Genomic DNA, 21,873 nt, shown 5'->3' on the forward strand with positions numbered 1-21,873 from the left:
TGCACCGACAGCAGGAACTGGAAATAAAACAGTGGAAAAAGAAAACCTCCAACACAAACGCATTGGAGGTCTCAGTTTAAAGAGTAATTTCGTCTAAAATCCGTCAACTTATTTCAGGACGAGACACTTGTAATTATTCTTTACTCAATCTTTTTACCGGACATTGCCTTTTTAATCGAAATCTGCATTACACGTTCTGCAAAGGGGCTGGTCTGTTCTTCCAGAACATCTACTGCAGCATAAATTGCATCCTTATCGCCTCCGGCTGCTAACACATCTTTGAGGCTTTGCAGATTTTTTTGCGTTAAATTTATTTCCTCCTCCGTCAGGTGCTCTTTGTTTTTCTCTACAAAGCGCTCTACCTGGTAAAGCATCTGCTCAGCTGCCGTGCGTGCCTCTATCTGCATCCTTGTCGCTACGTCCTCCTTGGCATTCATCATGGAATCCATCAGCATTTGCTCTACCTGCTCATCTGTTAACCCGTATTGAGGTTTAACCTCAACTTCCTGCCTAACCCCAGAGCGTAGTTCAGCTGCCTCTACTTTTAGTATACCATCCGCATTGAGTATAAAATTCACATCCACCTTGGGGAAACCGGCTGGCATAGCAGGTATACCTTTCAAGTCGAACTCTGCAAGCTTGCGGTTTTCTTTCACCACGTCGCGCTCTCCCTGGTACACAGAAATCTTCATGTTTATCTGCCCGTCTACAGAGGTAGTGTACTGACGCCCTGCTTTAGTAGGAATTTTGGAGTTACGCGGGATGATTGGATCCATCAGACCACCCATTGTTTCAATGCCCAATGTAAGTGGAGTTACGTCCAGCAAAAGAATGTCTTTTCGATTGCCTGCCAAAATATCCGCCTGTATAGCTGCTCCCAGTGCAACCACTTCATCAGGGTTCAGGCTATTGTTAGCCGGTTTACCAAAGAACTCTGAAACAGCCTCATATACCAATGGTACCCGTGTGGAGCCACCAACCATAATAACAGCATCTATCTGCTCTGGCTGAAGCTTGGCATCTGTCATGGCCATGCGGCAGCTCTCTATCGTTTTGGCAACAATAGGTGCAACAAATGTCTCAAACGTATGACGCTCAATATGACATTCAATCTTGTTGCCGATACTGCTGGTATAGATTTCCTGCGAGCTTAGAGCCTTTTTTGCTTCCTCTGCTTTCAAGCGCAGTTCCTGCGACAGAGACTTATCTTGGTTGACTGTGTCTGCTACCAGCTCATTCTCCTGAATCCAGTGATTAATAATGGCTCTATCAAAATCATCACCCCCAAGGTATGTATCGCCGTTGGTTGAAAGAACTTCAAAAATGCCTTGATGGATACTTAATATGGAAATATCAAAGGTGCCTCCGCCCAGATCATATACGGCTACAGTTTTCTCTTCCGTAGGGTCAATACCTATACCATAAGCCAGAGCAGCAGCTGTTGGTTCATTAACAATGCGCAATACATCTAGCCCTGCCAGTTTACCAGCATCGCGCGTCGCCTGCCTTTGTGAATCATTGAAATACGCTGGTACAGTAATTACGGCTCTGTTTACCGGAGTTTTCAGAGAGTGCTCTGCACGTTCTTTCAATTCTTGGAGTATCTCAGCTGATAATTCAATTGGAGAATAAAATTTATCCTTCACCCGAATCTTTACCAGACCTTCACTATCATCGTCAATTACCTTATATCCGAAGTAGTCTTTATGCTCACCAAGGTCCTTATAGGATTTTCCTAAAAGGCGTTTAACGGAGTAGATTGTATTAGCGGGATCTGTTAGTAAGTAATCTTTTGCCTCATTACCCACAATGGTTTCGCCATTCTCTGTAAAATGGATTACAGACGGCACAATCGTTCCACGCCCCTGGTCATTGATAGCGATAGGCTTTTTATCTTCAGGATGAATATAGGCCACCAAGCTGTTGGTTGTACCTAAATCTATACCTACAATTACTTCTTCTTGCTGAATGGAACCTGTAGAAAGGTTTATTGCAACTTTTGCCATAATATCTTTTTTACGTGAGTCTGCCACTGTTAAGCGGCAGTGCCTGGCACAAAGTTACAAAAAATTAAGCAGGGGGCTTGGTTACTCTTCTTTAGCCACAATTATAAACACATCCTCGTTTGGGCGCTTCATCAGGTATTTTTCTCGGGCATACTTTTCGAGAAGCTCCGGGTTACCCATTAAAGCCTTCCGGTCCTTCACTACCTCATCCATTTTCTCCAGGTAGTCTTCGCGCGTCTCTTCCAGTTCGCTAAGCTTGGCACTCATCTGGTACTGTGTAATGAAATCGTTAGAATCAAAAAAGAGCATCCATACTAAAAACAAAGCTGTCGTGATGAAATAGAAGCTGCGGAAAAACTTTGGGATACGCTTTAACATGGGTATACTGTAAAAGGGTGCTATACAAAAATAAGGCTGTGAGTTATAAAACCCACAGCCTTAGCAATTTTTATTTTAAAAGAGTGCTAGAACTTCTTCCCAGGGTAGTATGCTATCTCACCAAGTTCTTCTTCAATGCGAAGAAGCTGGTTATATTTAGCCATACGGTCTGAACGGGAAGCTGAACCTGTCTTGATCTGGCCGGTGTTCAGGGCAACTGCCAGGTCAGCAATAGTGTTATCCTCTGTCTCACCTGAACGGTGGCTCATTACACTCTTGTATCCGTGGCGCAAACCAAGGTTGATAGCATTTATTGTTTCTGTTAGCGTACCAATCTGGTTTACTTTGATCAGGATAGAATTTGCGACACCCTGGTCAATACCCTGCTGCAGTCGGTTTACATTCGTTACAAACAAATCGTCACCAACTAGTTGCACCTTATCACCGATCTTCTCGGTTAACTCTTTCCAGCCGGCCCAATCATCCTCGGCCATGCCATCCTCGATGGACGCGATTGGGTACTTTTCAGTCCACTCTTTCCAGTAGCTTACCATTTCAGAAGAGGACAGTTTATCACCGGTTGATTTCTTGAAGGTATACGTTCCGGAAGAGGCATCATAAAATTCTGAACTGGCGGCATCCATGGCTATCATCATATCATCCCCTGGTTTGTATCCAGCAGCTTCAATAGCTTGAAGCACTACCTCGATAGCCTCTACATTCGAAGCGATATTTGGAGCGAAACCACCCTCATCACCTACATTGGTAGAAAGCCCTTTTTTCTTTAGTACGTTCTTAAGATGATGGAATACCTCTGAGCCCATACGAAGTGCTTCTGAGAAAGAAGGCGCACCCACTGGCATAATCATAAATTCCTGAAAGTCGATGGCATTATCTGCATGGCTACCACCATTGAGGATGTTCATCATAGGCACAGGCAACGTATTGGCATTAACGCCACCCACATAGCGGTAAAGAGGCATGTTCAGTTCCTGAGCAGCAGCACGCGCAATAGCCAATGAAACCCCTAAAATGGCATTTGCACCAAGTTTTCCCTTGTTATCAGAGCCATCAAGCTCGATCATGATCTTATCAAGCAGGTTCTGCTCATACACCGGAAAGCCAACAAGCTCTTCAGCTATCTTCTCATTCACATTTTTTACTGCCTGCTGTACACCTTTGCCCATGTACCTGCTTTTGTCGTTATCACGGAGCTCTACTGCTTCATGTATACCTGTAGAGGCTCCAGAAGGAACAGCAGCACGACCTAAGATACCGTTTTCAGTTACTACATCTACTTCAACTGTAGGATTGCCTCTTGAATCGAAGATTTGCCTGGCTTTAATATCCGTTATTAAGCTCATTGGATTGTTTTTAACTATAGTTTTACTTGATTTTTACTTTGCTCTAAAAGGGCCACAAACTCATCGAATAAATACTCTGAATCGTGTGGCCCCGGAGAAGACTCCGGATGATATTGTACTGAAAAAGCAGGTTTCGTTTTTAGGCGTATACCTTCTATGGTGTTATCATTTAAGTTGATGTGCGTAACTTCAACATCAGGATGATTTCTCAGTTGCTCGGCATCTACAACGAAACCATGGTTCTGGCTTGTTACTTCACATCTACCTGTGATCAGGTTTTTTACCGGATGGTTCAGTCCTCTGTGTCCGTTATGCATTTTATAGGTAGCAATCCCATTTGCCTCGGCTAATACCTGGTGTCCTAAACATATACCAAATAGTGGTTTCTGATTTTCCAGCATTCTTTTAACACTCTTTACTGCATCTACCGTAGCCGCAGGATCACCAGGACCGTTCGAAATGAAATAGCCATCAGGATTCCACTGCTCCATCTCCTCAAAGGAAGTATTGTAAGGGAATACCTTTACTTCACATCCTCTGCTAACAAGGTTTTTGATGATGTTCTTTTTTATTCCCAAATCCAGTACAGCTACTCTGAATTTTACTTCCTCCGGTTTAAGATCATAAATATCTTTTGTACTAACCTGAGAAGAAAGCTCTAATCCTGCCATCGAAGGCACACCAGCCAACTTTGTACGCAACTCTTCTACATCTGTTGTCTCCGAAGAAATGATGGCATTCATGGCGCCTTTATCCCTTATATGGCGCACAAGGGATCTTGTATCTATTTCACAAATACCTACTATACCTGCCTTCTCAAAATATTCCTGCAATGATCCTTCGGCAGTTTTTCTTGAGAAGTGGTGAGAAAATTCTTTACAAACCAAACCTCGTATCTGTACCTGGTCTGATTCCACCTCCTCATGCTGCACACCATAATTACCAATATGAGAAACAGTTGTAACTACGATCTGTCCATAATAAGAAGGATCTGTGAAAATTTCCTGATAACCGGTCATACCTGTATTGAAACACAGTTCACCTCCGGATGTGCCGATTAGGCCTAAACTTTTACCTTTGAACAAGGTACCATCTTCGAGAAGAAGGATTGCTTCAGTAGTCGAATACTTTTTCATGATAATATTTTAATACAAAAATAAAAAAGGGACACGACTAACGTCATGTCCCTTTCAAATTATTTAAAGATGGTGCTTATTCAGCATCTTTATTCTCATCTTTAGTTTCAGTTGCCTCAGCTTTAGTCTCAGTTGCTGGATTAGCCTCTGCCTCTTTCTTCTTACCAGAAGAACGACGACGAGGTTTCTTAGCACCTGTTGCAGCTGCACCAGTTGTTGAAACCATATCCTCGTTGTAGTCTACAAGCTCGATCACGCACATTTCTGCATTGTCACCTAGTCTGTAGCCAGTTTTAAGAATACGGGTATATCCACCTGGTCTGTTAGCAATTTTAGTTGATACCTCATCAAAAAGCTCCTTTATAGACTCTTTATTCTGAAGATAAGCAAAAACTGTTCTTCTTGAGTGAGTAGTATCATTCTTAGACTTTGTCAGCAGAGGCTCTACATATTTACGAAGCGCTTTAGCTTTAGCTACAGTAGTAGATACGCGCTTGTGTAAAATTAGAGAAGAAGCAAGGTTTGATAACATGGCCTTGCGGTGCGCTGCTGTTCTTCCTAAGTGATTAATTTTTTTACCGTGTCTCATTATTTTGATTGTGCACGGGCATACCGTCGATCAACCTTTCGGGATCGGGAATTATGCCGTAAGTTATTATTCTTCTTCTAATTTGTATTTAGAAAGATCCATACCAAAGGTAAGACCTTTTTCCTGAACTAGATTTTCAAGCTCAGTTAAAGACTTTTTACCAAAGTTTCTGAACTTCATCATATCAGAGATATCCAGCTGTACAAGGTCACCTAACGTTTTGATGTCGGCAGCCTTTAAGCAGTTATAAGCTCTAACTGACAAGTCCATATCCTGTAAAGAAGTCTTTAATACTTTACGCATATGCAGTAACTCTTCATCAACGGCTTCCTCCTCTTCAGGCTTAGCAGTCTCAAATGTCATAGTGTTATCTGAGAACAGCATGAAGTGCTGGATAAGAATATTTGCAGCACCTTTTAAGGCATCCTCCGGATGAATAGAGCCGTCTGTCTGTATGTCAAGAACTAGTTTTTCGTAGTCAGTTTTCTGCTCAACACGAGTGTTCTCTACACTAAACTTAACGTTCTTGATTGGAGTGAAGATAGAGTCTATTGCAATAAGGCCAAAAACCTGATCTGAAGATTTATTCTCATCAGCCGGAACATAGCCACGACCTTTCTGAATTGTTAGTTCAACCTCTAAAGTGATATTTTTGTCAAGGTGACAAACTACCAGTTCAGGATTTAGAACCTCAAAGCTAGAAGTGAAGTTGTTAATATCACCAGCCGAGAAAGTATCTTTACCACTGATTGTAACAGTGATTTTATCGTCAATAACTTCGCTTACTTTTTTGAAGCGAATCATCTTCAGGTTAAGAATGATATCAGATACATCCTCAACCACGCCTTCAACAGACGAAAACTCATGCAGTACACCAGGTAAGCGAACGCTAGTAATTGCATAACCTTCTAGAGAAGATAACAAAATTCTTCGCAGTGCATTACCGATGGTTACACCGTAACCTTTTTCAAGCGGCTTGAATTCAAATAAACCATGAAAGTCGTCGGCTTTTTCCATTACAACTTTCTCTGGCATTTGAAATGCTAATATTGACATACTTGCAGTGTTAAAGGTTAAAAATTGATTAAGCTGATTACTTAGAGTAAAGCTCGACGATTAGCTGCTCCTGAATTTTTTCAGGAATCTGGTCACGCTCAGGCGTAGACACAAGTTTACCAACCATCTCAGAAGCATTCCACTCTAACCAGCTAAACTGACGTGCGTTACGAACAGAAAGGCTAGTTGTGATTGCTTCAAGAGATTTAGACTTTTCTCTAACGGCTACAGCATCACCAACTTTTAAGCTATAAGATGGTATGTTAACAATCTCACCGTTTACAGTGATGTGCTTGTGTAATACCAACTGACGTGCAGCTCTTCTTGTTGGAGCAATACCCAGACGGTAAACTGTATTATCAAGACGAGACTCAAGCATAATAAGCAAGTTCTCACCTGTTACACCACCTTTACGGTGAGCTTTTTGGAATATATTAGCGAATTGCTTCTCCAGAACTCCATAGATGTATTTTGCCTTCTGCTTTTCTGCTAACTGTACAGCATATTCAGATTGCTTTTTACGACGACCTCTGCCGTGCTGCCCTGGAGGGTAGCTTTTCTTTTTTAGTGCTTTGCTTGGGCCAAAGATCTCTTCGTTAAACTTTCTTGAGATCTTGCTTTTAGGACCAGTATATCTTGCCATTTTATTTAATCTACTTTAAAAATTAAACTCTTCTGCGTTTAGGAGGACGACATCCGTTGTGTGGTAATGGAGTTACATCCTTTATAGAAGTTACTTCGATACCAGAATTCTGTACAGTACGGATGGCGGACTCTCTACCTGCACCAGGACCTTTAACGAAAACTTCTGCTTTACGCATACCAAGATCATAAGCAACCTTAGCGCAATCAGAAGCTGCCATTTGTGCAGCGTAAGGAGTGTTCTTTTTAGAACCTTTAAAACCCATTTTACCAGCAGAAGCCCAAGAAATTACTTGTCCTGCATTATTGGTTACTGATATAATGATATTATTGAAAGAAGCTTTGATGTGTACTTGGCCAGTTGGTTCAACAACTACGACACGCTTTTTAGCTTTATCTTTTCTTTTCTGAGCCATGATTAATGATTATTTAGAAGCCTTCTTCTTGTTTGCAACTGTCTTACGCTTACCTTTTCTAGTGCGCGAATTGTTTTTCGTGCGCTGTCCACGTACTGGAAGACCTTTACGGTGTCTTAACCCACGGTAGCAACCAATGTCAAGAAGACGCTTGATATGTAATTGCACTTCTGATCTTAAAACACCTTCTGTTTTGTGATCAGCTGCAATGACATTTCTAATTTCATTAGCCTCATCCTCTGTCCAGTCTTTAACCTTCTTGTCAAGATCCACCCCGGCCTTATTTAAGATAGTCTGAGAAAGATTACGGCCAATACCGTAAATGTAAGTCAATGCTATCTCGCCTCTTTTGTTATCCGGAATATCTACTCCTGCTATTCTAGCCATACTCTTTTAATTATCCTTGTCTTTGTTTATATCTTGGATTCTTTTTGTTGATTACATAAAGTTTCCCCTTCCGGCGGATAACTTTACATTCAGCACTTCTCTTTTTAACTGATGCTTTAACTTTCATTGTATTTATTTATATCGATAAACAATTCTACCTTTAGTTAAGTCATAAGGAGACATTTCTAATTTAACTCTGTCGCCTGGTAAGATTTTAATGTAGTGCATTCTCATTTTACCAGAAATGTGAGCTATAACCTGATGACCGTTTTCAAGCTCTACACGGAACATTGCGTTCGAAAGGGCTTCAATAATTGTTCCGTCCTGCTCTATAGATGACTGTTTCGCCATTTATTGTTTTTTAGCTTGTTTTATATATTCAAAAGATGTTAAAATTTCTGCTTTGTCTTTTCGAACAACAACAGTATGTTCGAAGTGTGCAGAGGGCTTATTATCGCGGGTACGGATGGTCCAACCATCATCTTCCTGTACAATGTGTCGGGTACCCAAGTTTATCATAGGCTCAATAGCTATAACTAAACCATTTTGTAATTTAACACCCTGTCCACGCCGACCGTAGTTAGGAACCTCAGGAGACTCATGTAAGTTCCTTCCAAGACCATGACCTACAAGTTCACGTACAACACCATAACCATTTCCTTCGGCATGTTGCTGTACGGCGAAACCAATATCACCTAACCTAGAACCAACTGTTGCGTTCTCTATTCCTTTGTACAAGGATTCTTCTGTAACAGTAAGTAACTTTTGAACTTCTTCACTTACATTTCCTACAGCATGTGTATAAGCACAATCACTGTGGAAACCTTTAAAATACACACCACAATCAACAGAAATAACATCTCCGTCTTTTAGTACATACTTACTCGGCATTCCATGTACAACTGTAGAGTTTACAGAAATACATAAGCTGTAAGGGAAACCGTTATAATTTTTAAAGGAAGGCTTGGCACCATGATCTTGAATGAACTCTTCAGCCCTATTATCAAGATCTACAGTTTTAACCCCCTCTTTTATAAGAAGAGCAATTTCGCCATGTGCTTGACTTAATATCATAGCACTCTGGCGAATTTGCTCAATTTCTTCTTCGGTCTTGTAAAAAATCATCTATTATGATACCATGGCGATGTTTTCTGTTCGGCCTCTTAGCTTTCCAGACTTCATCATACCATCGTAGTGTCTCATTAGTAAATAGCTCTCTATCTGCTGTAAAGTATCAAGTACAACACCCACCATGATTATCAATGATGTTCCACCAAAAAACTGAGAAAACTCTCTAGTCACTCCTAACAACATTGCAATTGCAGGGAAGATGGCTACTAGTGCTAAGTATATAGCTCCAGGAAGTGTAATTCTTGTTAAAATAGTATCAATGTACTCAGAGGTTGTTCTTCCTGGTTTTACACCAGGTATAAAGCCTCCACTTCTCTTCAAATCATCTGCGATCTGATTAGGGTTTACACTGATAGCAGTATAGAAATATGTAAATAAAAGGATCATTAAACCAAACACAAGGTTATACTGCCATGATGTGAAGTCAGAGAAAGTAGATCCGATATAATTAGCAGTATCATTTGAATCTGCCCAGATTGAAGCAATCATGGAAGGCAGGAACATTAGAGACTGTGCAAAGATAATAGGCATTACACCCGCAGCATTAACTTTAAGAGGTATAAACTGGCGTTGCCCGCTATAAAGGGAATTACCCCCCACCTGTTTTGCATACTGCACAGGGATTCTTCTGATAGCTTGTGTAAGCATAACAACAGACATCACCACGAAGAAAAGTACTGCTATTTCAAAGATAAACAGAAGAGCACCGCTTAGCTGCTTTGATAAGAATTCTGCAACGATAGCGCCAGGAAACCTAGAGATAATACCGATCATGATCAGCATTGAAATACCGTTACCTATCCCCTTATCAGTAATTTTTTCTCCTAACCACATACAAAAGATCGTACCTGATGTAAGTACTATCATTGATGTGATAGTGAATAGAGTAGTATTGATTACAATAGCTTCTGCATTTATGGTTGCAACAAAACCTATAGCCTGTGCTAGTGTTATTACTATAGTCAGAACTCGGGTGATTTGGTTTATTTTCTTTCTACCAGACTCACCCTCCTTCTGCATTTTCTGAAAGTACGGTACAGCTATTGTTAGTAACTGTAATACAATCGAAGCAGATATATATGGCATGATACCTAACGCAAAGATGGATGCATTACTAAATGCACCACCTAAGAAAGTATCTAACAAACCAAACAGTCCTCCTGTATTAGCTTGAAGTTGGTTAGGGTCAACGCCAGGAAGAACAACAAAAGAACCTAATCTAAAGATAGCTATAAAACCAAGAGTATTTAGAATACGAACTCTTAAATCCTCAATAGCCCAAATGTTCTTTAACGTTGTTATAAACTTCTTCATACCTATTAGATCGCAACTGTTTTACCGCCTGCTTTTTCAATAGATTCAGTAGCTGTCTGAGAGAAAGCATGTGCATGGATCTCCACAGCTTTGTTAATCTCGCCTCTACCTAAAACTTTAATTTTATCATTTTTCTGAACCAAACCATGCGCTCTGAAGTAATCAAAGTTGAACACCGTTTCATTCGTAGACTCAGCCAAAGACTGGATCACATCGATATTGATAGCTTTATATTCTACTCTATTGATATTCTTAAAGCCGTACTTTGGTACACGTCTCTGAAGTGGCATCTGACCACCTTCAAAGCCTGACTTCTGAGAATAACCAGAACGAGACTTAGCACCTTTATGTCCTCTTGTAGAAGTACCACCTCTACCTGAACCAGTACCTCTACCTATCCTTTTTCTGTTTCTAACAGAACCTTCTGCAGGTTTTAATGAGTTAAGATACATTATTAAATACTTTTTACTTCTACAAGATGTTGAACCTTATTTACCATACCAGCAATCTGTGGAGTATTTTCAACAGTTACTGATTTGTTGATTTTACCAAGGCCAAGAGCTTTGATCGTAAGCTTCTGGCTCTTTGGTTTATCAATTATGCTTTTGATTTGTGTAATAGTAATCTGAGCCATCTCAATTAACCGTTAAAAACTTTCTGAAGATTTACACCTCGCTGTTGAGCGACTGCCAATGGATCACGCATTTTAGCAAGAGCATCAAAAGTTGCCTTTACCACATTGTGTGGATTAGAAGAACCTTTTGATTTGCAAAGTACATCTTTAATACCTGCACTCTCTAGCACGGCACGCATAGCTCCACCTGCAATAACACCTGTACCTGGAGCAGCTGGCTTAACCAGAACATAGCCACCAGAATACTTGCCTTCCATTGAATGGGGAACAGTGTTATGGTAAACAGGAACCTTTACTAGATTCTTTTTAGCATCGTCGATACCTTTAGCGATTGCATCTGTAACTTCATTTGCTTTACCAAGGCCATAACCTACAACGCCGTTACCGTCACCAACTACTACGATGGCAGCAAAGCTAAATCTTCTACCACCTTTTACAACCTTGGCAACGCGATTAATAGCTACTACTTTCTCTTTTAACTCGATTTCGCTAGCTTTTACACTACGTATATTATTCTTCAACATAAATTTTTAGAATTTAAGGCCTGCTTCACGAGCGCCCTCTGCCAATGATTTTACTTTACCGTGGTACAGGTAACCAGAGCGATCAAATACTACCTGGCTTATACCTTTCGCAAGGGCTAGCTCAGCAATAGCTTTACCTACTTTGTTTGAAGTTTCTACGTTCGACTTTGCATCATCAAGTTTAGCTGAAGAAGCAGCTGCCAGTGTTTTACCAGTAGTGTCATCGATAATCTGAGCATAGATAGCTTTATTGCTTCTAAACACTGATAATCTTGGCCTTTCAGCTGTACCAGATATCTTATTTCTGATACTTTTCTTAATTCTAAGTCTTCTTGTTACTTTATTAGCAGACATGATGATGATTATTTAGACGCTGTCTTACCAGCTTTTCTTCTGATTACTTCACCTACAAAACGTATTCCTTTTCCTTTGTAAGGCTCAACTTTACGTAGCGATCTGATCTTAGCAGCAACTTGTCCGATTAATTGCTTGTCATTACTCTCTAATGTAATAAGAGGCGCTTTTCCTTTCTCAGTAACTGCTGTAGCAGAAACTTCTTCAGGCATTGACAAGAAAATATTGTGAGAGTAACCTAAGGCAAGTTCAAGGATATTACCTTGTACAGCTGCTTTATAACCTACACCCACTAATTCCAGTTGCTCCTTATATCCTTCACTAACACCAATAATCATGTTGTTGATCAGAGATCTGTAAAGGCCATGCATTGCTTTATGACGCTTCTGCTCTGTAGGACGTTCTACGACAATCTGGTTATCCTGCTCTTTAACAATAATATCTTTGTCAACAGCAGTGGTCAAAGTTCCTTTCGGACCTTTAACTGTAACCACATTGTCTTTTCCGATGCTAACTTCTATATTATTAGGCAGGGCGATTGGCAATTTTCCTATTCGTGACATTGTCTATCCTCCTATTAATAAACGTAACATAATACTTCGCCACCTATATTCAAGGTACGAGCTTCTTTTTCTGTCATTACGCCTTTAGAAGTAGATAATATTGCAACACCTAGTCCATTGAGAACTCTTGGCAATGTTTCACTTCCGGCATACTTACGAAGCCCTGGCTTACTAACCCTCTCTAGCTTCACAATAGCAGACTGCTTAGTGTTGGGGTTGTACTTCAGAGCGATTTTGATTGTACCCTGAACAGAAGAGTCTTCAAATTTGTAGCTTTGAATATACCCTTTGTCGTACAATACTTTTGTTATCTCTTTTTTTATCTTGCTAGATGGTATTTCAACTATTCTGTGGTTTGCTTTTATAGCATTACGCACTCTAGTTAAATAATCTGCTATTGGATCTGAGTTCATTACGAATCACTTAAATAATGAATGCTTACTCTAAGCGAGCGGCAAAGATACGAATATCTTCTTTACTTTCTTACTATCGTAAGAAAATTTTACCAGCTCGACTTTGTTACACCAGGAATTTTACCCATTACAGCAAGTTCTCTGAAAACGACACGAGAAATACCGAACTTTCTCATATATCCTCTTGGACGTCCTGATAACTTGCAACGGTTATGTAGTCTGACAGGTGATGCGTTTCTTGGAAGTTTATCCAATGCGTCATAATCACCATTAGCTTTCAGTTCAGCTCTCTTAGCAGCATATTTAGCTACTAATTTCTGTCTTTTAAGCTCTCTAGCTTTTACTGCTTCCTTAGCCATTTTATTTTATTTCTTGATGTTTGTGAAAGGCATACCGAACGCTTTTAACAACTCATAGCTTTCTTCATCTGTGTTAGCTGTGGTTACAAAAGTTATGTCCATACCAGTAATTGCCTTTATTTTATCGATGCTGATCTCTGGAAAAATGATCTGCTCCTTGACACCTAAGGTATAATTACCACGGCCATCAAATCCTTTATCGCTTACTCCCCTGAAGTCACGTACACGTGGAAGAGCAATTGTCAAAAGGCGATCAAGGAATTCATACATTTTCTCACCTCTCAATGTAACTCTTGCTCCGATAGGCATTCCTTCGCGAAGCTTGAAATTAGACACTGACTTTTTAGCTATAGTAGATACAGCTCTCTGTCCAGTGATTGTTGTCAGTTCATCAACACCGATATCAACTAACTTTTTATCAGCTACAGCAGCACCAATACCTTTATTGATAGAGATTTTGGTGATTTTAGGCACCTGCATTACGTTCTTGTACTGAAACTTCTCTATAAGGGCAGGAACTACCTCATTCTGATATTTCTCTTTTAATCTTGTAGTAGCCATCTTAGATTACCTCTCCTGTTTTTTTAGAGTACCGCTCTGTTTTTCCTTCGCTGTTCTTTCTGCTACCCGCTTTGAATGTTTCTCCTTTAGCATCAACTAAAGCAACATTGCTTGCATGGATTGGAGCTTCAACTTTAGAGATTCCACCTTGAGGATTTTTTGCACTTGGTTTCGTATGTTTCGTCACCAGGTTTAATCCTTCTATAGTTACTTTCTGCTTTTCTGAATTAACAGCTATTATGCGGCCTGTCTTACCGCGTTCGTCACCGGCTAGTACTTTAACTGTATCGCCAGTTTTTACATGAAGTTTTTTCTTATTCATCTTAATCTGAATTAGTGATTATAGAACTTCAGGTGCTAGCGAAACAATTTTCATGAACTGTTTTTCACGAAGTTCACGTGCAACTGGTCCGAAAATACGCGTACCGCGAGGCTCGTTATTTGCGTTAAGAAGAACGGCTGCATTGTCATCAAACCTGATATATGACCCGTCTTTTCTTCTTACCTCTTTCTTAGTTCTAACTATTACTGCTTTAGAAACAGTACCCTTTTTTACGTTTCCAGAGGAAAGAGCTGATTTCACAGTTACTACTATTCTATCACCGATTGAAGCGTACTTTTTACCAGTACCACCTAATACACGGATACAAAGTACTTCCTTGGCACCACTGTTATCCGCAACAGTAAGTCTTGATTCCTGCTGTATCATTTTACTTAGCCCTTTCTATTATTTCTACTAAACGCCAGTTTTTATTCTTGCTAAGCGGACGAGTCTCCTGAATTCTCACATAGTCACCTATGTTACACTCATTCTTTTCGTCGTGAGCCATGAATTTTGTAGACTTACTCAGAAACTTACCATACATTGGGTGTTTCATTCGGCTCTCTACAAGTACAGTGATAGATTTGTCCATCTTGTTGCTAACAACCTTACCACTTCTTTCTTTTCTTAGATTTCTCTCGTTCATGATCTAAATAAGTATTAAGAGTTAGCTTCAATTTCACGACGACGAATCTCTGTATTCAGACGGGCGATATTTCGCTTCGTCTCACGTATCTTCATCGGGTTCTCCAACGGAGATATAGCATGTGCAAAACGAATGTTCTGCATGTTGGAGCTCTCAGTGTTAAGCTTCTCTTTCAGTTCCTCTAAAGATAAAGCTCTTATCTCTGAATTTTTCATATACTATTTCTCAACGTAATCTCTACGTACTACAAACTTTGTTTTAACTGGTAGCTTCTGAGCAGCAAGTCTTAATGACTCTTTCGCTACCTCCATTGGTACACCATCAGATTCAAACATGATAGTACCTGGCTTAACAACTGCTACCCAATATTCAGGAGAACCTTTACCTTTACCCATTCGCACTTCTGCGGGCTTTTTGGTAATTGGTTTATCAGGGAAGATACGGATCCAAACCTGACCCTCACGTTTCATTGCTCTTGTCATTGCGATACGAGCTGCCTCAATCTGGCGGCTAGTGATCCAAGATGCCTCAAGCGATTTGATTGCGAAAGAACCAAATGAAATAGTACTGCCTCTATGAGCCAGACCTTTCACGCGGCCTTTTTGCATTTTTCTATATTTAGTCCTTTTAGGCTGTAACATTTTCTAAAAACTTAATAATGTTAAAGAACGATTATTGGCGACGCTTACGCTTTGGAGCACCGTCCGGCTTTTTGCGGTCACCACGGCCTCTTCTATCACCACCCTGTGCACCAGGTCCTCCCTTGCTTTCTAATCCAGCGTTCGGAGTAAGATCTTTCTTGCCGTAAACTTCGCCTTTAAAGATCCATACTTTTATACCTAGCTTACCATACACAGTCTGTGCTTCAGATAAAGCGTAGTCGATATCAGCACGCAAAGTATGAAGAGGAGTTCTTCCTTCTTTGTAATGCTCTGTTCTTGCCATTTCAGCACCACCTAAACGGCCTGAAACCTGAACTTTGATACCTTCAGCACCTACTCTTAAAGCAGAAGCAATAGCCTGCTTCATGGCACGACGGAAGGAAATACGAGCCTGTAACTGCTGGGCAATTGACTCTCCAACCAATTTGGCATCTAACTCAGGACGCTTGATTTCAAAAATGTTGATTTGAACATCTTTGTTCGTAAGCTTCTTAAGCTCCTCCTTGATTTTATCTACTTCCTGGCCACCTTTACCGATAACAACACCCGGACGGGCAGTGTTAACAGTGATAGTGATACGCTTAAGCGTTCTTTCAATTATTATCTTAGAAATTCCGCCTTTAGGAATACGCGCTAAAATATATTTTCTGATTTTCTCGTCCTCGATCAGCTTCTCAGCGAAATCTTTGCCGCCATACCAGTTAGAATCCCAACCTTTGATAATGCCGAGTCGAAAACCGATTGGATTTACTTTCTGTCCCATTTCTTACTTGTTGGCTTTTTTAGATTTCTTTGATTGCTGCTCTACTTGATCCTCTGTCATGCTATCAATGATTAAGGTAACATGATTTGATCTTTTTCTGATGCGGTATCCACGTCCTTGTGGAGCCGGACGAAGACGCTTTAGCATTTTGCCTTCATTCACAAAGATTTCTTTGATATAAAGGTTTGCATCTTCGATGCGTGCATCTTCATTCTTTTGCTGCCAGTTTGATAAAGCAGATAAAAGAAGCTTCTCAATTCTTGCCGCACCAGCATTAGGTTCAAATTTTAATAAACCTAGGGCTCTGGATACGCTCTTTCCGCGGATCAAGCCTGCTACTAATCTCATTTTGCGAGGAGAAGTAGGCACATTATTTAATCTTGCTACTGCTTCCATGATTAACGCTTGCCTTTATCTTTTTTAGCAATATGACCTCTGAAGTTCCTTGTTGGAGCAAACTCACCTAGTTTGTGACCTACCATGTTTTCAGTAACATAAACAGGTATGAATTTATTTCCATTGTGAACTGCGAATGTATGACCAACGAATTCCGGAGATATCATTGATCTGCGTGACCAAGTCTTGATAACTGTTTTCTTACCAGACTCGTTCATTACATCGACTTTATTCTGGAGCCTATAGTCAATATAAGGCCCTTTTTTTAATGATCTAGCCATTTATTATTTTTTTCCTCTGTTAACTATAAGCTTTTCAGAATACTTATTCTTGTTTCTTGTCTTATAACCTTTTGCAATCAAGCCTTTACGTGATCGTGGGTGACCACCTGAAGATTTACCTTCACCACCACCCATAGGGTGATCTACCGGGTTCATTGCAACACCACGTACACGAGGACGTCTTCCTAACCATCTGTTACGTCCTGCTTTACCAAGCTTAACGTTCATGTGGTCAGAGTTAGAAACGGTTCCTACTGTTGCATAGCAGTTAACTAGTACCATTCTTAATTCACCTGAAGGCAGTTTGATAGTTGCATATCTTCCTTCACGAGCAACAAGCTGAGCATAAGAACCTGCACTACGTGCCAACGTCCCACCATTACCTGGTTGTAGCTCAATGTTGTGAATGATTGTACCTAGAGGAATATCAGATAAAGGTAAGCTGTTTCCTACTTCCGGAGCTATTCCAGGTCCTGAAGTAATCACTGTACCTACTTGCAGTCCTGCCGGAGCGATGATGTAGCTCTTCTCTCCATCTGCATAGTATAACAAGGCTATACGTGCTGTTCTGTTTGGATCATATTCAATTGATTTAACAGTAGCAGGAACGCCATGCTTGTTACGCTTGAAATCGATAACTCGGTACTTTCTCTTATGACCACCGCCCATGTAGCGCATTGTCATTTTACCTGAGTTGTTACGTCCACCAGATTTTGAGATAGGTGCCAACAAAGATTTCTCCGGAGTAGATGATGTTATTTCATCAAAAGCAGGAGCTACTCTAAATCTTTGACCTGGTGTTGTTGGTCTTAACTTTTTTAAAGCCATTTCTACTTAATTATATGCCGCTGTAAAAGTCTATTATTTCACCATCCTTCACGGTGATTATTGCTTTTTTGATCAAAGACGTACGGCCAGTTACAGCTCCAGACTTAGTATATTTAGTCTTCACTTTACCAAGTGATCTCATGGTAGCTACTTTTTCAACAGTAACACCATACATCTTTTCTACTGCCTTTTTGATTTCTACTTTATTGGCTTTTTTATCAACCTCAAAAGCATATTTACCAACCTCGTTCATGGCAGCGTACTTCTCTGTGATTAGTGGTCTTTTCAGAACGTTCATTATTGTGCGCTAAAGAGGTTTTCTAATACTTTAACTGAATCTTCGACCATCAGAACTCTATCTGTGTTCAGCAGGTCGTATGTATTAAGGTCGCTTGCAGTAGAAACTTTCACTTTCTTCAAGTTTCTACCTGACAACACTACATTTTTATCAACTGCAGGAACAACAACTAATGTTTTTCCAGTTGAGTTCAGGTTGCTCAGGATCGAGATAAATTCTTTTGTCTTAGGAGCATCAAATGTAAATGACTCTACTAAAGCAACTTTATTATCACGTGCTAACAAAGAAAGAGCTGAAACACGAGCTACTTCTTTTAACTTTTTATTCAACTTAAAGCTGTAGTTTCTTGGCTTCGGTCCGAATACACGACCACCACCAATGAATACAGGAGATTTTAAGCTACCAGCACGGGCTCCACCTGTACCTTTTTGCTTCTTAATCTTTTTAGTTGAGCCTGCAACTTCCGCGCGCTCTTTTGATTTGTGAGTACCTTGTCTCTGATTAGCCAGGTACTGCTTAACGTCAAGATACATTGCATGCTCATTTGGCTCTACACCAAACACCGCATCAGAAAGTGTTACCTTTCTGCCTGTATCTTCACCTTTAATATTTAATACAGAAAGCTCCATTTTACTTCTCAATTAACACGTAAGAATTTTTGGCACCCGGTACCGAGCCACTAACTACCAACAGGTTTCTATCAGCGATAACACGTAGAACTGTTAAATTTTGGATTTTAACTCTGTTACCACCCATTCTACCAGCCATACGCATTCCTTTAAATACTCTTGAAGGCCAAGAACATGCACCGATTGAACCAGGGTGTCTTGCGCGGTTATGCTGACCGTGAGTCTGCCCACCAACACCGGCAAAGTTGTGACGTTTTACCACACCTTGGAAACCTTTTCCTTTTGATGTACCTACTACATCCACAAATTCACCTTCTACAAATAGATTTACATCCACTGTATCTCCCAGGGTGAAAGAAGCTCCCTCCACATCAAATTCAGCAACTCTCTTTTTTGGAGCTGTGTTAGCTTTTTTGTAGTGACCTGCTTCCGCCTTAGTTACTCTTTTAAGCTTTTTTTCGCCATAGCCTAGCTGTACTGCTTCATAGCCGTCAGTCTCGACTGTCTTCACTTGAGTAACTACACACGGACCTGCTTGAATAAGCGTTACTGGTGTGTATTTACCATCTGCTGTGAAGAGGCTTGTCATTCCGATTTTCTTACCGATAATTCCAGGCATTCAACTTGTTTTTAAATAGATGGATACAATATATTATTCCCCCTCAGTTTTGCTAAGGGAGTGCAAAGTTAATAAATTTTCCTTTTCTTTAACAACCCTTTTCTAAATTATTTATTATCAGCCTATAAAATAAAAAAGGAGAGCTTTATGGGCTCTCCTTTTTTATTTTATAGGCTGTTTATCAAACTTTGATCTCAACATCTACACCACTTGGAAGTTCAAGCTTCATGAGTGCGTCAACTGTTTTAGAGCTAGTAGAATAGATATCTACTAATCTTTTGTATGTGCAAAGCTGAAACTGCTCTCTTGACTTCTTGTTTACGTGTGGTGAACGAAGAACTGTGAATTTATCCTTTTCTGTTGGAAGAGGAATTGGTCCGCTTACGATGGCACCGGTTGCCTTAACAGCTTTCACAATTTTCTCAGATGACTTGTCAACTAAATTGTGATCGTAAGACTTAAGCTTTATTCTTATTTTCTGATTCATTTCTATACTATTATTTAGCTGCTGTTCCTTTTACTTTAGCAACGATGCCGTCTGCCAGGTTTTGTGGTACTTGCTCATAATGAGAGAAAGTAAGGGATGCTGTTGCTCTACCTGAAGTGATGGTACGTAAGTCAGTTACATAGCCGAACAGTTCTGAAAGCGGAACGTCTGCTTTTACTACAGTAGCTGTTCCTTTAGTATCCATACCTTTCATGATACCTCTTCTTCTATTCAAATCACCTGTTACTGGACCTGTATATTCATCCGGAGTAACAACATCTACTGCCATTATCGGCTCAAGAAGTTTAGGAGCACACTGCTTACCTGCTTCTTTGAACCCTTGACGTGCAGCTAATTCAAAAGAAAGTGAATCGGAGTCTACATCATGGAATGAACCATGGAACAAACGCACTTTCATTGAATCTATCGGGAAGCCTGCAAGGATACCATTCTTCATTGCCTCTTCGAATCCTTTTTGTACAGCTGGTATAAATTCTTTTGGAATCACACCACCTACAATAGCATTCACGAATTCAAGACCTTGTTTTCCATCTTCACGTGGTCCCATTTCAAACACAATGTCGGCAAACTTACCACGACCACCTGACTGCTTCTTGAACACTTCTCTGTGCTCAATATTTTTAGTGATAGTTTCTTTGTAAGCAACCTGTGGAGCACCCTGGTTAAGTTCAACTTTGAACTCTCGCTTCATGCGGTCAATGATAATCTCCAGGTGAAGTTCACCCATACCGCGTAGGATCGTTTGACCAGTTTCCTCATCAGTGTTTACCTGAAGTGTTGGATCTTCTTCAATAAGTTTGGCAATAGCCATACCCATTTTATCCGAGTCAGCCTGAGATTTAGGCTCAATTGCATATCCAATTACCGGCTCAGGGAAATCCATTGATTCAAGAACGATTTTAGCGTTCTGGTCGCATAGGGTATCTCCTGTTTTAATGTCTTTAAAACCTACAACCGCTCCGATGTCACCTGCTCCTAATCTTTCGATCTGGTTCTGCTTGTTAGCGTGCATCTGGAAAATACGTGAGATACGCTCTTTATTATTCGAGCGTGTATTGAACACGTAAGAACCAGACTCTAGTACACCTGAATAAGCTCGCACAAAGCATAGTCGGCCAACATAAGGGTCAGTTGCAATCTTAAAAGCAAGGCCAGCAAATGGCTCGCTTTCACTTGGCTTACGAGCTATTTCAGCACCAGTATCCGGGTTGGTACCTTTGATGCTTTCCTTGTCAAGAGGTGACGGACAAAGCGCCATCACATAGTCAAGCATTGTCTGTACACCTTTATTTTTGAAAGAAGAACCACAAAGCATTGGTACAATCGCCATGTCGATTGTAGCCGCACGAAGTGCTGCAATGATTTCATCTTCAGTAATTGAGGCAGGATCTTCGAAGTATTTCTCCATCAAAGTCTCATCGTACTCAGCTACTGCTTCTAATAATTTCTCTCTGTACTCTTCAGCTTCCTCCAGCATATCTGCCGGAATCGGAACTTCTGTAAAGGTCATTCCTTTATCTTCATCGTTCCACTCAATGCCTCTGAAGTTTACCAAGTCAACTACCCCGCGGAAGTTATCCTCTGCACCAATTGGCAACTGAAGTGCTACAGCATTGCTGCCAAGCATTTCTTTCACCTGCTTACATACAGCAAGGAAGTCAGCGCCAGAACGGTCCATTTTATTAACGAATCCTATACGGGCAACTTTATAGTTATCTGCAAGGCGCCAGTTTGTTTCTGACTGCGGCTCTACACCATCAACAGCACTGAATAAGAATACCAGTCCATCCAATACGCGCAGAGATCGGTTTACCTCTACAGTAAAGTCAACGTGTCCTGGAGTATCAATGATGTTGATGTGGTAATCCTGCCCTCTGTATGGCCATGTTACAGTTGTAGCAGCTGACGTAATTGTAATTCCACGCTCCTGCTCCTGCTCCATCCAGTCCATGGTAGCAGCGCCATCATGAACCTCACCTATTTTGTGGCTTACACCAGCATAATACAGAATACGTTCAGTCGTAGTGGTTTTACCCGCATCGATGTGCGCAGCAATACCAATATTTCTTGTGTATTTTAAGTCTCTTGCCATTA

At 40.5% G+C, this 21,873-nt stretch carries 35 protein-coding genes; all 35 read right to left on the bottom strand.

Going from position 1 to position 21,873, the window contains the following annotated elements:
* Positions 1–140 precede the first annotated feature (140 nt).
* On the bottom strand, positions 141–2,006 hold the full coding sequence (dnaK, locus tag ACFSRY_RS03015) for a molecular chaperone DnaK (protein WP_377503288.1): 1,866 nt from the start codon (positions 2,004–2,006) through the stop codon (positions 141–143).
* An 81-nt stretch (positions 2,007–2,087) separates the two neighbouring features.
* Complete coding sequence (locus ACFSRY_RS03020; RefSeq protein WP_377503289.1) at positions 2,088–2,384, bottom strand: FtsB family cell division protein; 297 nt, start codon at positions 2,382–2,384, stop codon at positions 2,088–2,090.
* Between the two features lie 86 nt (positions 2,385–2,470).
* Positions 2,471–3,748 (bottom strand): phosphopyruvate hydratase, encoded by a 1,278-nt coding sequence (gene eno, locus ACFSRY_RS03025; RefSeq protein WP_377503290.1) that lies wholly within the window; start codon positions 3,746–3,748, stop codon positions 2,471–2,473.
* A 14-nt stretch (positions 3,749–3,762) separates the two neighbouring features.
* Positions 3,763–4,884 carry a glutamine-hydrolyzing carbamoyl-phosphate synthase small subunit gene (gene carA / locus ACFSRY_RS03030; RefSeq protein ID WP_377503291.1) on the bottom strand — a complete coding sequence of 374 codons (1,122 nt, stop codon included), beginning with the start codon at positions 4,882–4,884 and terminating at the stop codon, positions 3,763–3,765.
* A gap of 76 nt (positions 4,885–4,960) precedes the next feature.
* Positions 4,961–5,473 carry a 50S ribosomal protein L17 gene (gene rplQ, locus ACFSRY_RS03035; protein ID WP_377503292.1) on the bottom strand — a complete coding sequence of 171 codons (513 nt, stop codon included), beginning with the start codon at positions 5,471–5,473 and terminating at the stop codon, positions 4,961–4,963.
* A 66-nt stretch (positions 5,474–5,539) separates the two neighbouring features.
* Entirely contained in the window at positions 5,540–6,529 is a 990-nt protein-coding gene (locus ACFSRY_RS03040; protein WP_377503293.1) for a DNA-directed RNA polymerase subunit alpha, read from the bottom strand.
* Positions 6,530–6,566: 37 nt separating this feature from the next.
* Entirely contained in the window at positions 6,567–7,172 is a 606-nt protein-coding gene (gene rpsD / locus ACFSRY_RS03045) for a 30S ribosomal protein S4 (protein WP_377503294.1), read from the bottom strand.
* A gap of 22 nt (positions 7,173–7,194) precedes the next feature.
* A complete protein-coding gene (gene rpsK, locus ACFSRY_RS03050; protein ID WP_377503295.1) occupies positions 7,195–7,587 on the bottom strand; it encodes a 30S ribosomal protein S11 in 393 nt (130 codons plus the stop codon).
* Between the two features lie 9 nt (positions 7,588–7,596).
* Complete coding sequence (gene rpsM / locus ACFSRY_RS03055) at positions 7,597–7,974, bottom strand: 30S ribosomal protein S13 (RefSeq protein WP_377503296.1); 378 nt, start codon at positions 7,972–7,974, stop codon at positions 7,597–7,599.
* Positions 7,975–7,984: 10 nt separating this feature from the next.
* Positions 7,985–8,101 (bottom strand): 50S ribosomal protein L36, encoded by a 117-nt coding sequence (gene rpmJ, locus ACFSRY_RS03060; protein ID WP_007654264.1) that lies wholly within the window; start codon positions 8,099–8,101, stop codon positions 7,985–7,987.
* Positions 8,102–8,106: 5 nt separating this feature from the next.
* Positions 8,107–8,325 carry a translation initiation factor IF-1 gene (infA, locus tag ACFSRY_RS03065; protein ID WP_377503297.1) on the bottom strand — a complete coding sequence of 73 codons (219 nt, stop codon included), beginning with the start codon at positions 8,323–8,325 and terminating at the stop codon, positions 8,107–8,109.
* Complete coding sequence (gene map / locus ACFSRY_RS03070) at positions 8,326–9,099, bottom strand: type I methionyl aminopeptidase (RefSeq protein WP_377503298.1); 774 nt, start codon at positions 9,097–9,099, stop codon at positions 8,326–8,328.
* Positions 9,100–9,102: 3 nt separating this feature from the next.
* Complete coding sequence (gene secY / locus ACFSRY_RS03075; RefSeq protein WP_377503299.1) at positions 9,103–10,419, bottom strand: preprotein translocase subunit SecY; 1,317 nt, start codon at positions 10,417–10,419, stop codon at positions 9,103–9,105.
* A 5-nt stretch (positions 10,420–10,424) separates the two neighbouring features.
* Positions 10,425–10,871 (bottom strand): 50S ribosomal protein L15, encoded by a 447-nt coding sequence (rplO, locus tag ACFSRY_RS03080; RefSeq protein ID WP_377503300.1) that lies wholly within the window; start codon positions 10,869–10,871, stop codon positions 10,425–10,427.
* A 2-nt stretch (positions 10,872–10,873) separates the two neighbouring features.
* A complete protein-coding gene (rpmD, locus tag ACFSRY_RS03085; protein WP_377503301.1) occupies positions 10,874–11,053 on the bottom strand; it encodes a 50S ribosomal protein L30 in 180 nt (59 codons plus the stop codon).
* Between the two features lie 5 nt (positions 11,054–11,058).
* Positions 11,059–11,577 carry a 30S ribosomal protein S5 gene (gene rpsE, locus ACFSRY_RS03090; RefSeq protein ID WP_377503302.1) on the bottom strand — a complete coding sequence of 173 codons (519 nt, stop codon included), beginning with the start codon at positions 11,575–11,577 and terminating at the stop codon, positions 11,059–11,061.
* A 6-nt stretch (positions 11,578–11,583) separates the two neighbouring features.
* Positions 11,584–11,931, bottom strand: coding sequence for a 50S ribosomal protein L18 (rplR, locus tag ACFSRY_RS03095; protein ID WP_377503303.1), 348 nt, complete (start codon positions 11,929–11,931; stop codon positions 11,584–11,586).
* An 8-nt stretch (positions 11,932–11,939) separates the two neighbouring features.
* Positions 11,940–12,494, bottom strand: coding sequence for a 50S ribosomal protein L6 (gene rplF, locus ACFSRY_RS03100; RefSeq protein WP_377503304.1), 555 nt, complete (start codon positions 12,492–12,494; stop codon positions 11,940–11,942).
* 14 nt (positions 12,495–12,508) lie between these two features.
* Positions 12,509–12,907 carry a 30S ribosomal protein S8 gene (gene rpsH, locus ACFSRY_RS03105; RefSeq protein WP_377503305.1) on the bottom strand — a complete coding sequence of 133 codons (399 nt, stop codon included), beginning with the start codon at positions 12,905–12,907 and terminating at the stop codon, positions 12,509–12,511.
* Between the two features lie 89 nt (positions 12,908–12,996).
* Positions 12,997–13,266 (bottom strand): 30S ribosomal protein S14, encoded by a 270-nt coding sequence (gene rpsN / locus ACFSRY_RS03110; RefSeq protein WP_377503306.1) that lies wholly within the window; start codon positions 13,264–13,266, stop codon positions 12,997–12,999.
* 6 nt (positions 13,267–13,272) lie between these two features.
* Positions 13,273–13,827, bottom strand: a complete 555-nt coding sequence (rplE, locus tag ACFSRY_RS03115) for a 50S ribosomal protein L5 (RefSeq protein WP_377503307.1) — start codon at positions 13,825–13,827, stop codon at positions 13,273–13,275.
* 1 nt (position 13,828) lies between these two features.
* Positions 13,829–14,149, bottom strand: a complete 321-nt coding sequence (rplX, locus tag ACFSRY_RS03120; protein ID WP_377503308.1) for a 50S ribosomal protein L24 — start codon at positions 14,147–14,149, stop codon at positions 13,829–13,831.
* Between the two features lie 18 nt (positions 14,150–14,167).
* Positions 14,168–14,536, bottom strand: coding sequence for a 50S ribosomal protein L14 (gene rplN, locus ACFSRY_RS03125; RefSeq protein WP_147920494.1), 369 nt, complete (start codon positions 14,534–14,536; stop codon positions 14,168–14,170).
* A gap of 1 nt (position 14,537) precedes the next feature.
* Positions 14,538–14,795 carry a 30S ribosomal protein S17 gene (gene rpsQ / locus ACFSRY_RS03130; RefSeq protein WP_377503309.1) on the bottom strand — a complete coding sequence of 86 codons (258 nt, stop codon included), beginning with the start codon at positions 14,793–14,795 and terminating at the stop codon, positions 14,538–14,540.
* Between the two features lie 14 nt (positions 14,796–14,809).
* Entirely contained in the window at positions 14,810–15,010 is a 201-nt protein-coding gene (gene rpmC / locus ACFSRY_RS03135; RefSeq protein ID WP_377503310.1) for a 50S ribosomal protein L29, read from the bottom strand.
* A 3-nt stretch (positions 15,011–15,013) separates the two neighbouring features.
* On the bottom strand, positions 15,014–15,436 hold the full coding sequence (gene rplP / locus ACFSRY_RS03140; RefSeq protein WP_377503311.1) for a 50S ribosomal protein L16: 423 nt from the start codon (positions 15,434–15,436) through the stop codon (positions 15,014–15,016).
* A gap of 31 nt (positions 15,437–15,467) precedes the next feature.
* The gene (rpsC, locus tag ACFSRY_RS03145) at positions 15,468–16,220 is read right to left on the bottom strand and encodes a 30S ribosomal protein S3 (RefSeq protein ID WP_377503312.1); all 753 of its coding nucleotides are present in this window, start codon (positions 16,218–16,220) and stop codon (positions 15,468–15,470) included.
* Between the two features lie 3 nt (positions 16,221–16,223).
* Entirely contained in the window at positions 16,224–16,616 is a 393-nt protein-coding gene (gene rplV / locus ACFSRY_RS03150) for a 50S ribosomal protein L22 (protein ID WP_377503313.1), read from the bottom strand.
* Positions 16,617–16,618: 2 nt separating this feature from the next.
* Entirely contained in the window at positions 16,619–16,897 is a 279-nt protein-coding gene (rpsS, locus tag ACFSRY_RS03155) for a 30S ribosomal protein S19 (protein ID WP_377503314.1), read from the bottom strand.
* 3 nt (positions 16,898–16,900) lie between these two features.
* Positions 16,901–17,725 (bottom strand): 50S ribosomal protein L2, encoded by an 825-nt coding sequence (rplB, locus tag ACFSRY_RS03160; protein ID WP_377503315.1) that lies wholly within the window; start codon positions 17,723–17,725, stop codon positions 16,901–16,903.
* Positions 17,726–17,735: 10 nt separating this feature from the next.
* Entirely contained in the window at positions 17,736–18,023 is a 288-nt protein-coding gene (gene rplW, locus ACFSRY_RS03165; protein ID WP_377503316.1) for a 50S ribosomal protein L23, read from the bottom strand.
* Entirely contained in the window at positions 18,023–18,652 is a 630-nt protein-coding gene (gene rplD, locus ACFSRY_RS03170) for a 50S ribosomal protein L4 (protein ID WP_377503317.1), read from the bottom strand. The genes rplW and rplD overlap by 1 nt, the downstream gene beginning before the upstream one ends.
* 1 nt (position 18,653) lies before the next feature.
* Entirely contained in the window at positions 18,654–19,271 is a 618-nt protein-coding gene (gene rplC / locus ACFSRY_RS03175; RefSeq protein ID WP_377503318.1) for a 50S ribosomal protein L3, read from the bottom strand.
* A 181-nt stretch (positions 19,272–19,452) separates the two neighbouring features.
* The gene (gene rpsJ, locus ACFSRY_RS03180) at positions 19,453–19,758 is read right to left on the bottom strand and encodes a 30S ribosomal protein S10 (protein WP_007654312.1); all 306 of its coding nucleotides are present in this window, start codon (positions 19,756–19,758) and stop codon (positions 19,453–19,455) included.
* 10 nt (positions 19,759–19,768) lie between these two features.
* The gene (gene fusA / locus ACFSRY_RS03185; protein WP_377503319.1) at positions 19,769–21,871 is read right to left on the bottom strand and encodes an elongation factor G; all 2,103 of its coding nucleotides are present in this window, start codon (positions 21,869–21,871) and stop codon (positions 19,769–19,771) included.
* Positions 21,872–21,873 lie beyond the last annotated feature (2 nt).

Source organism: Pontibacter locisalis (assembly GCF_042684605.1).
Classification (GTDB): domain Bacteria; phylum Bacteroidota; class Bacteroidia; order Cytophagales; family Hymenobacteraceae; genus Pontibacter; species Pontibacter locisalis.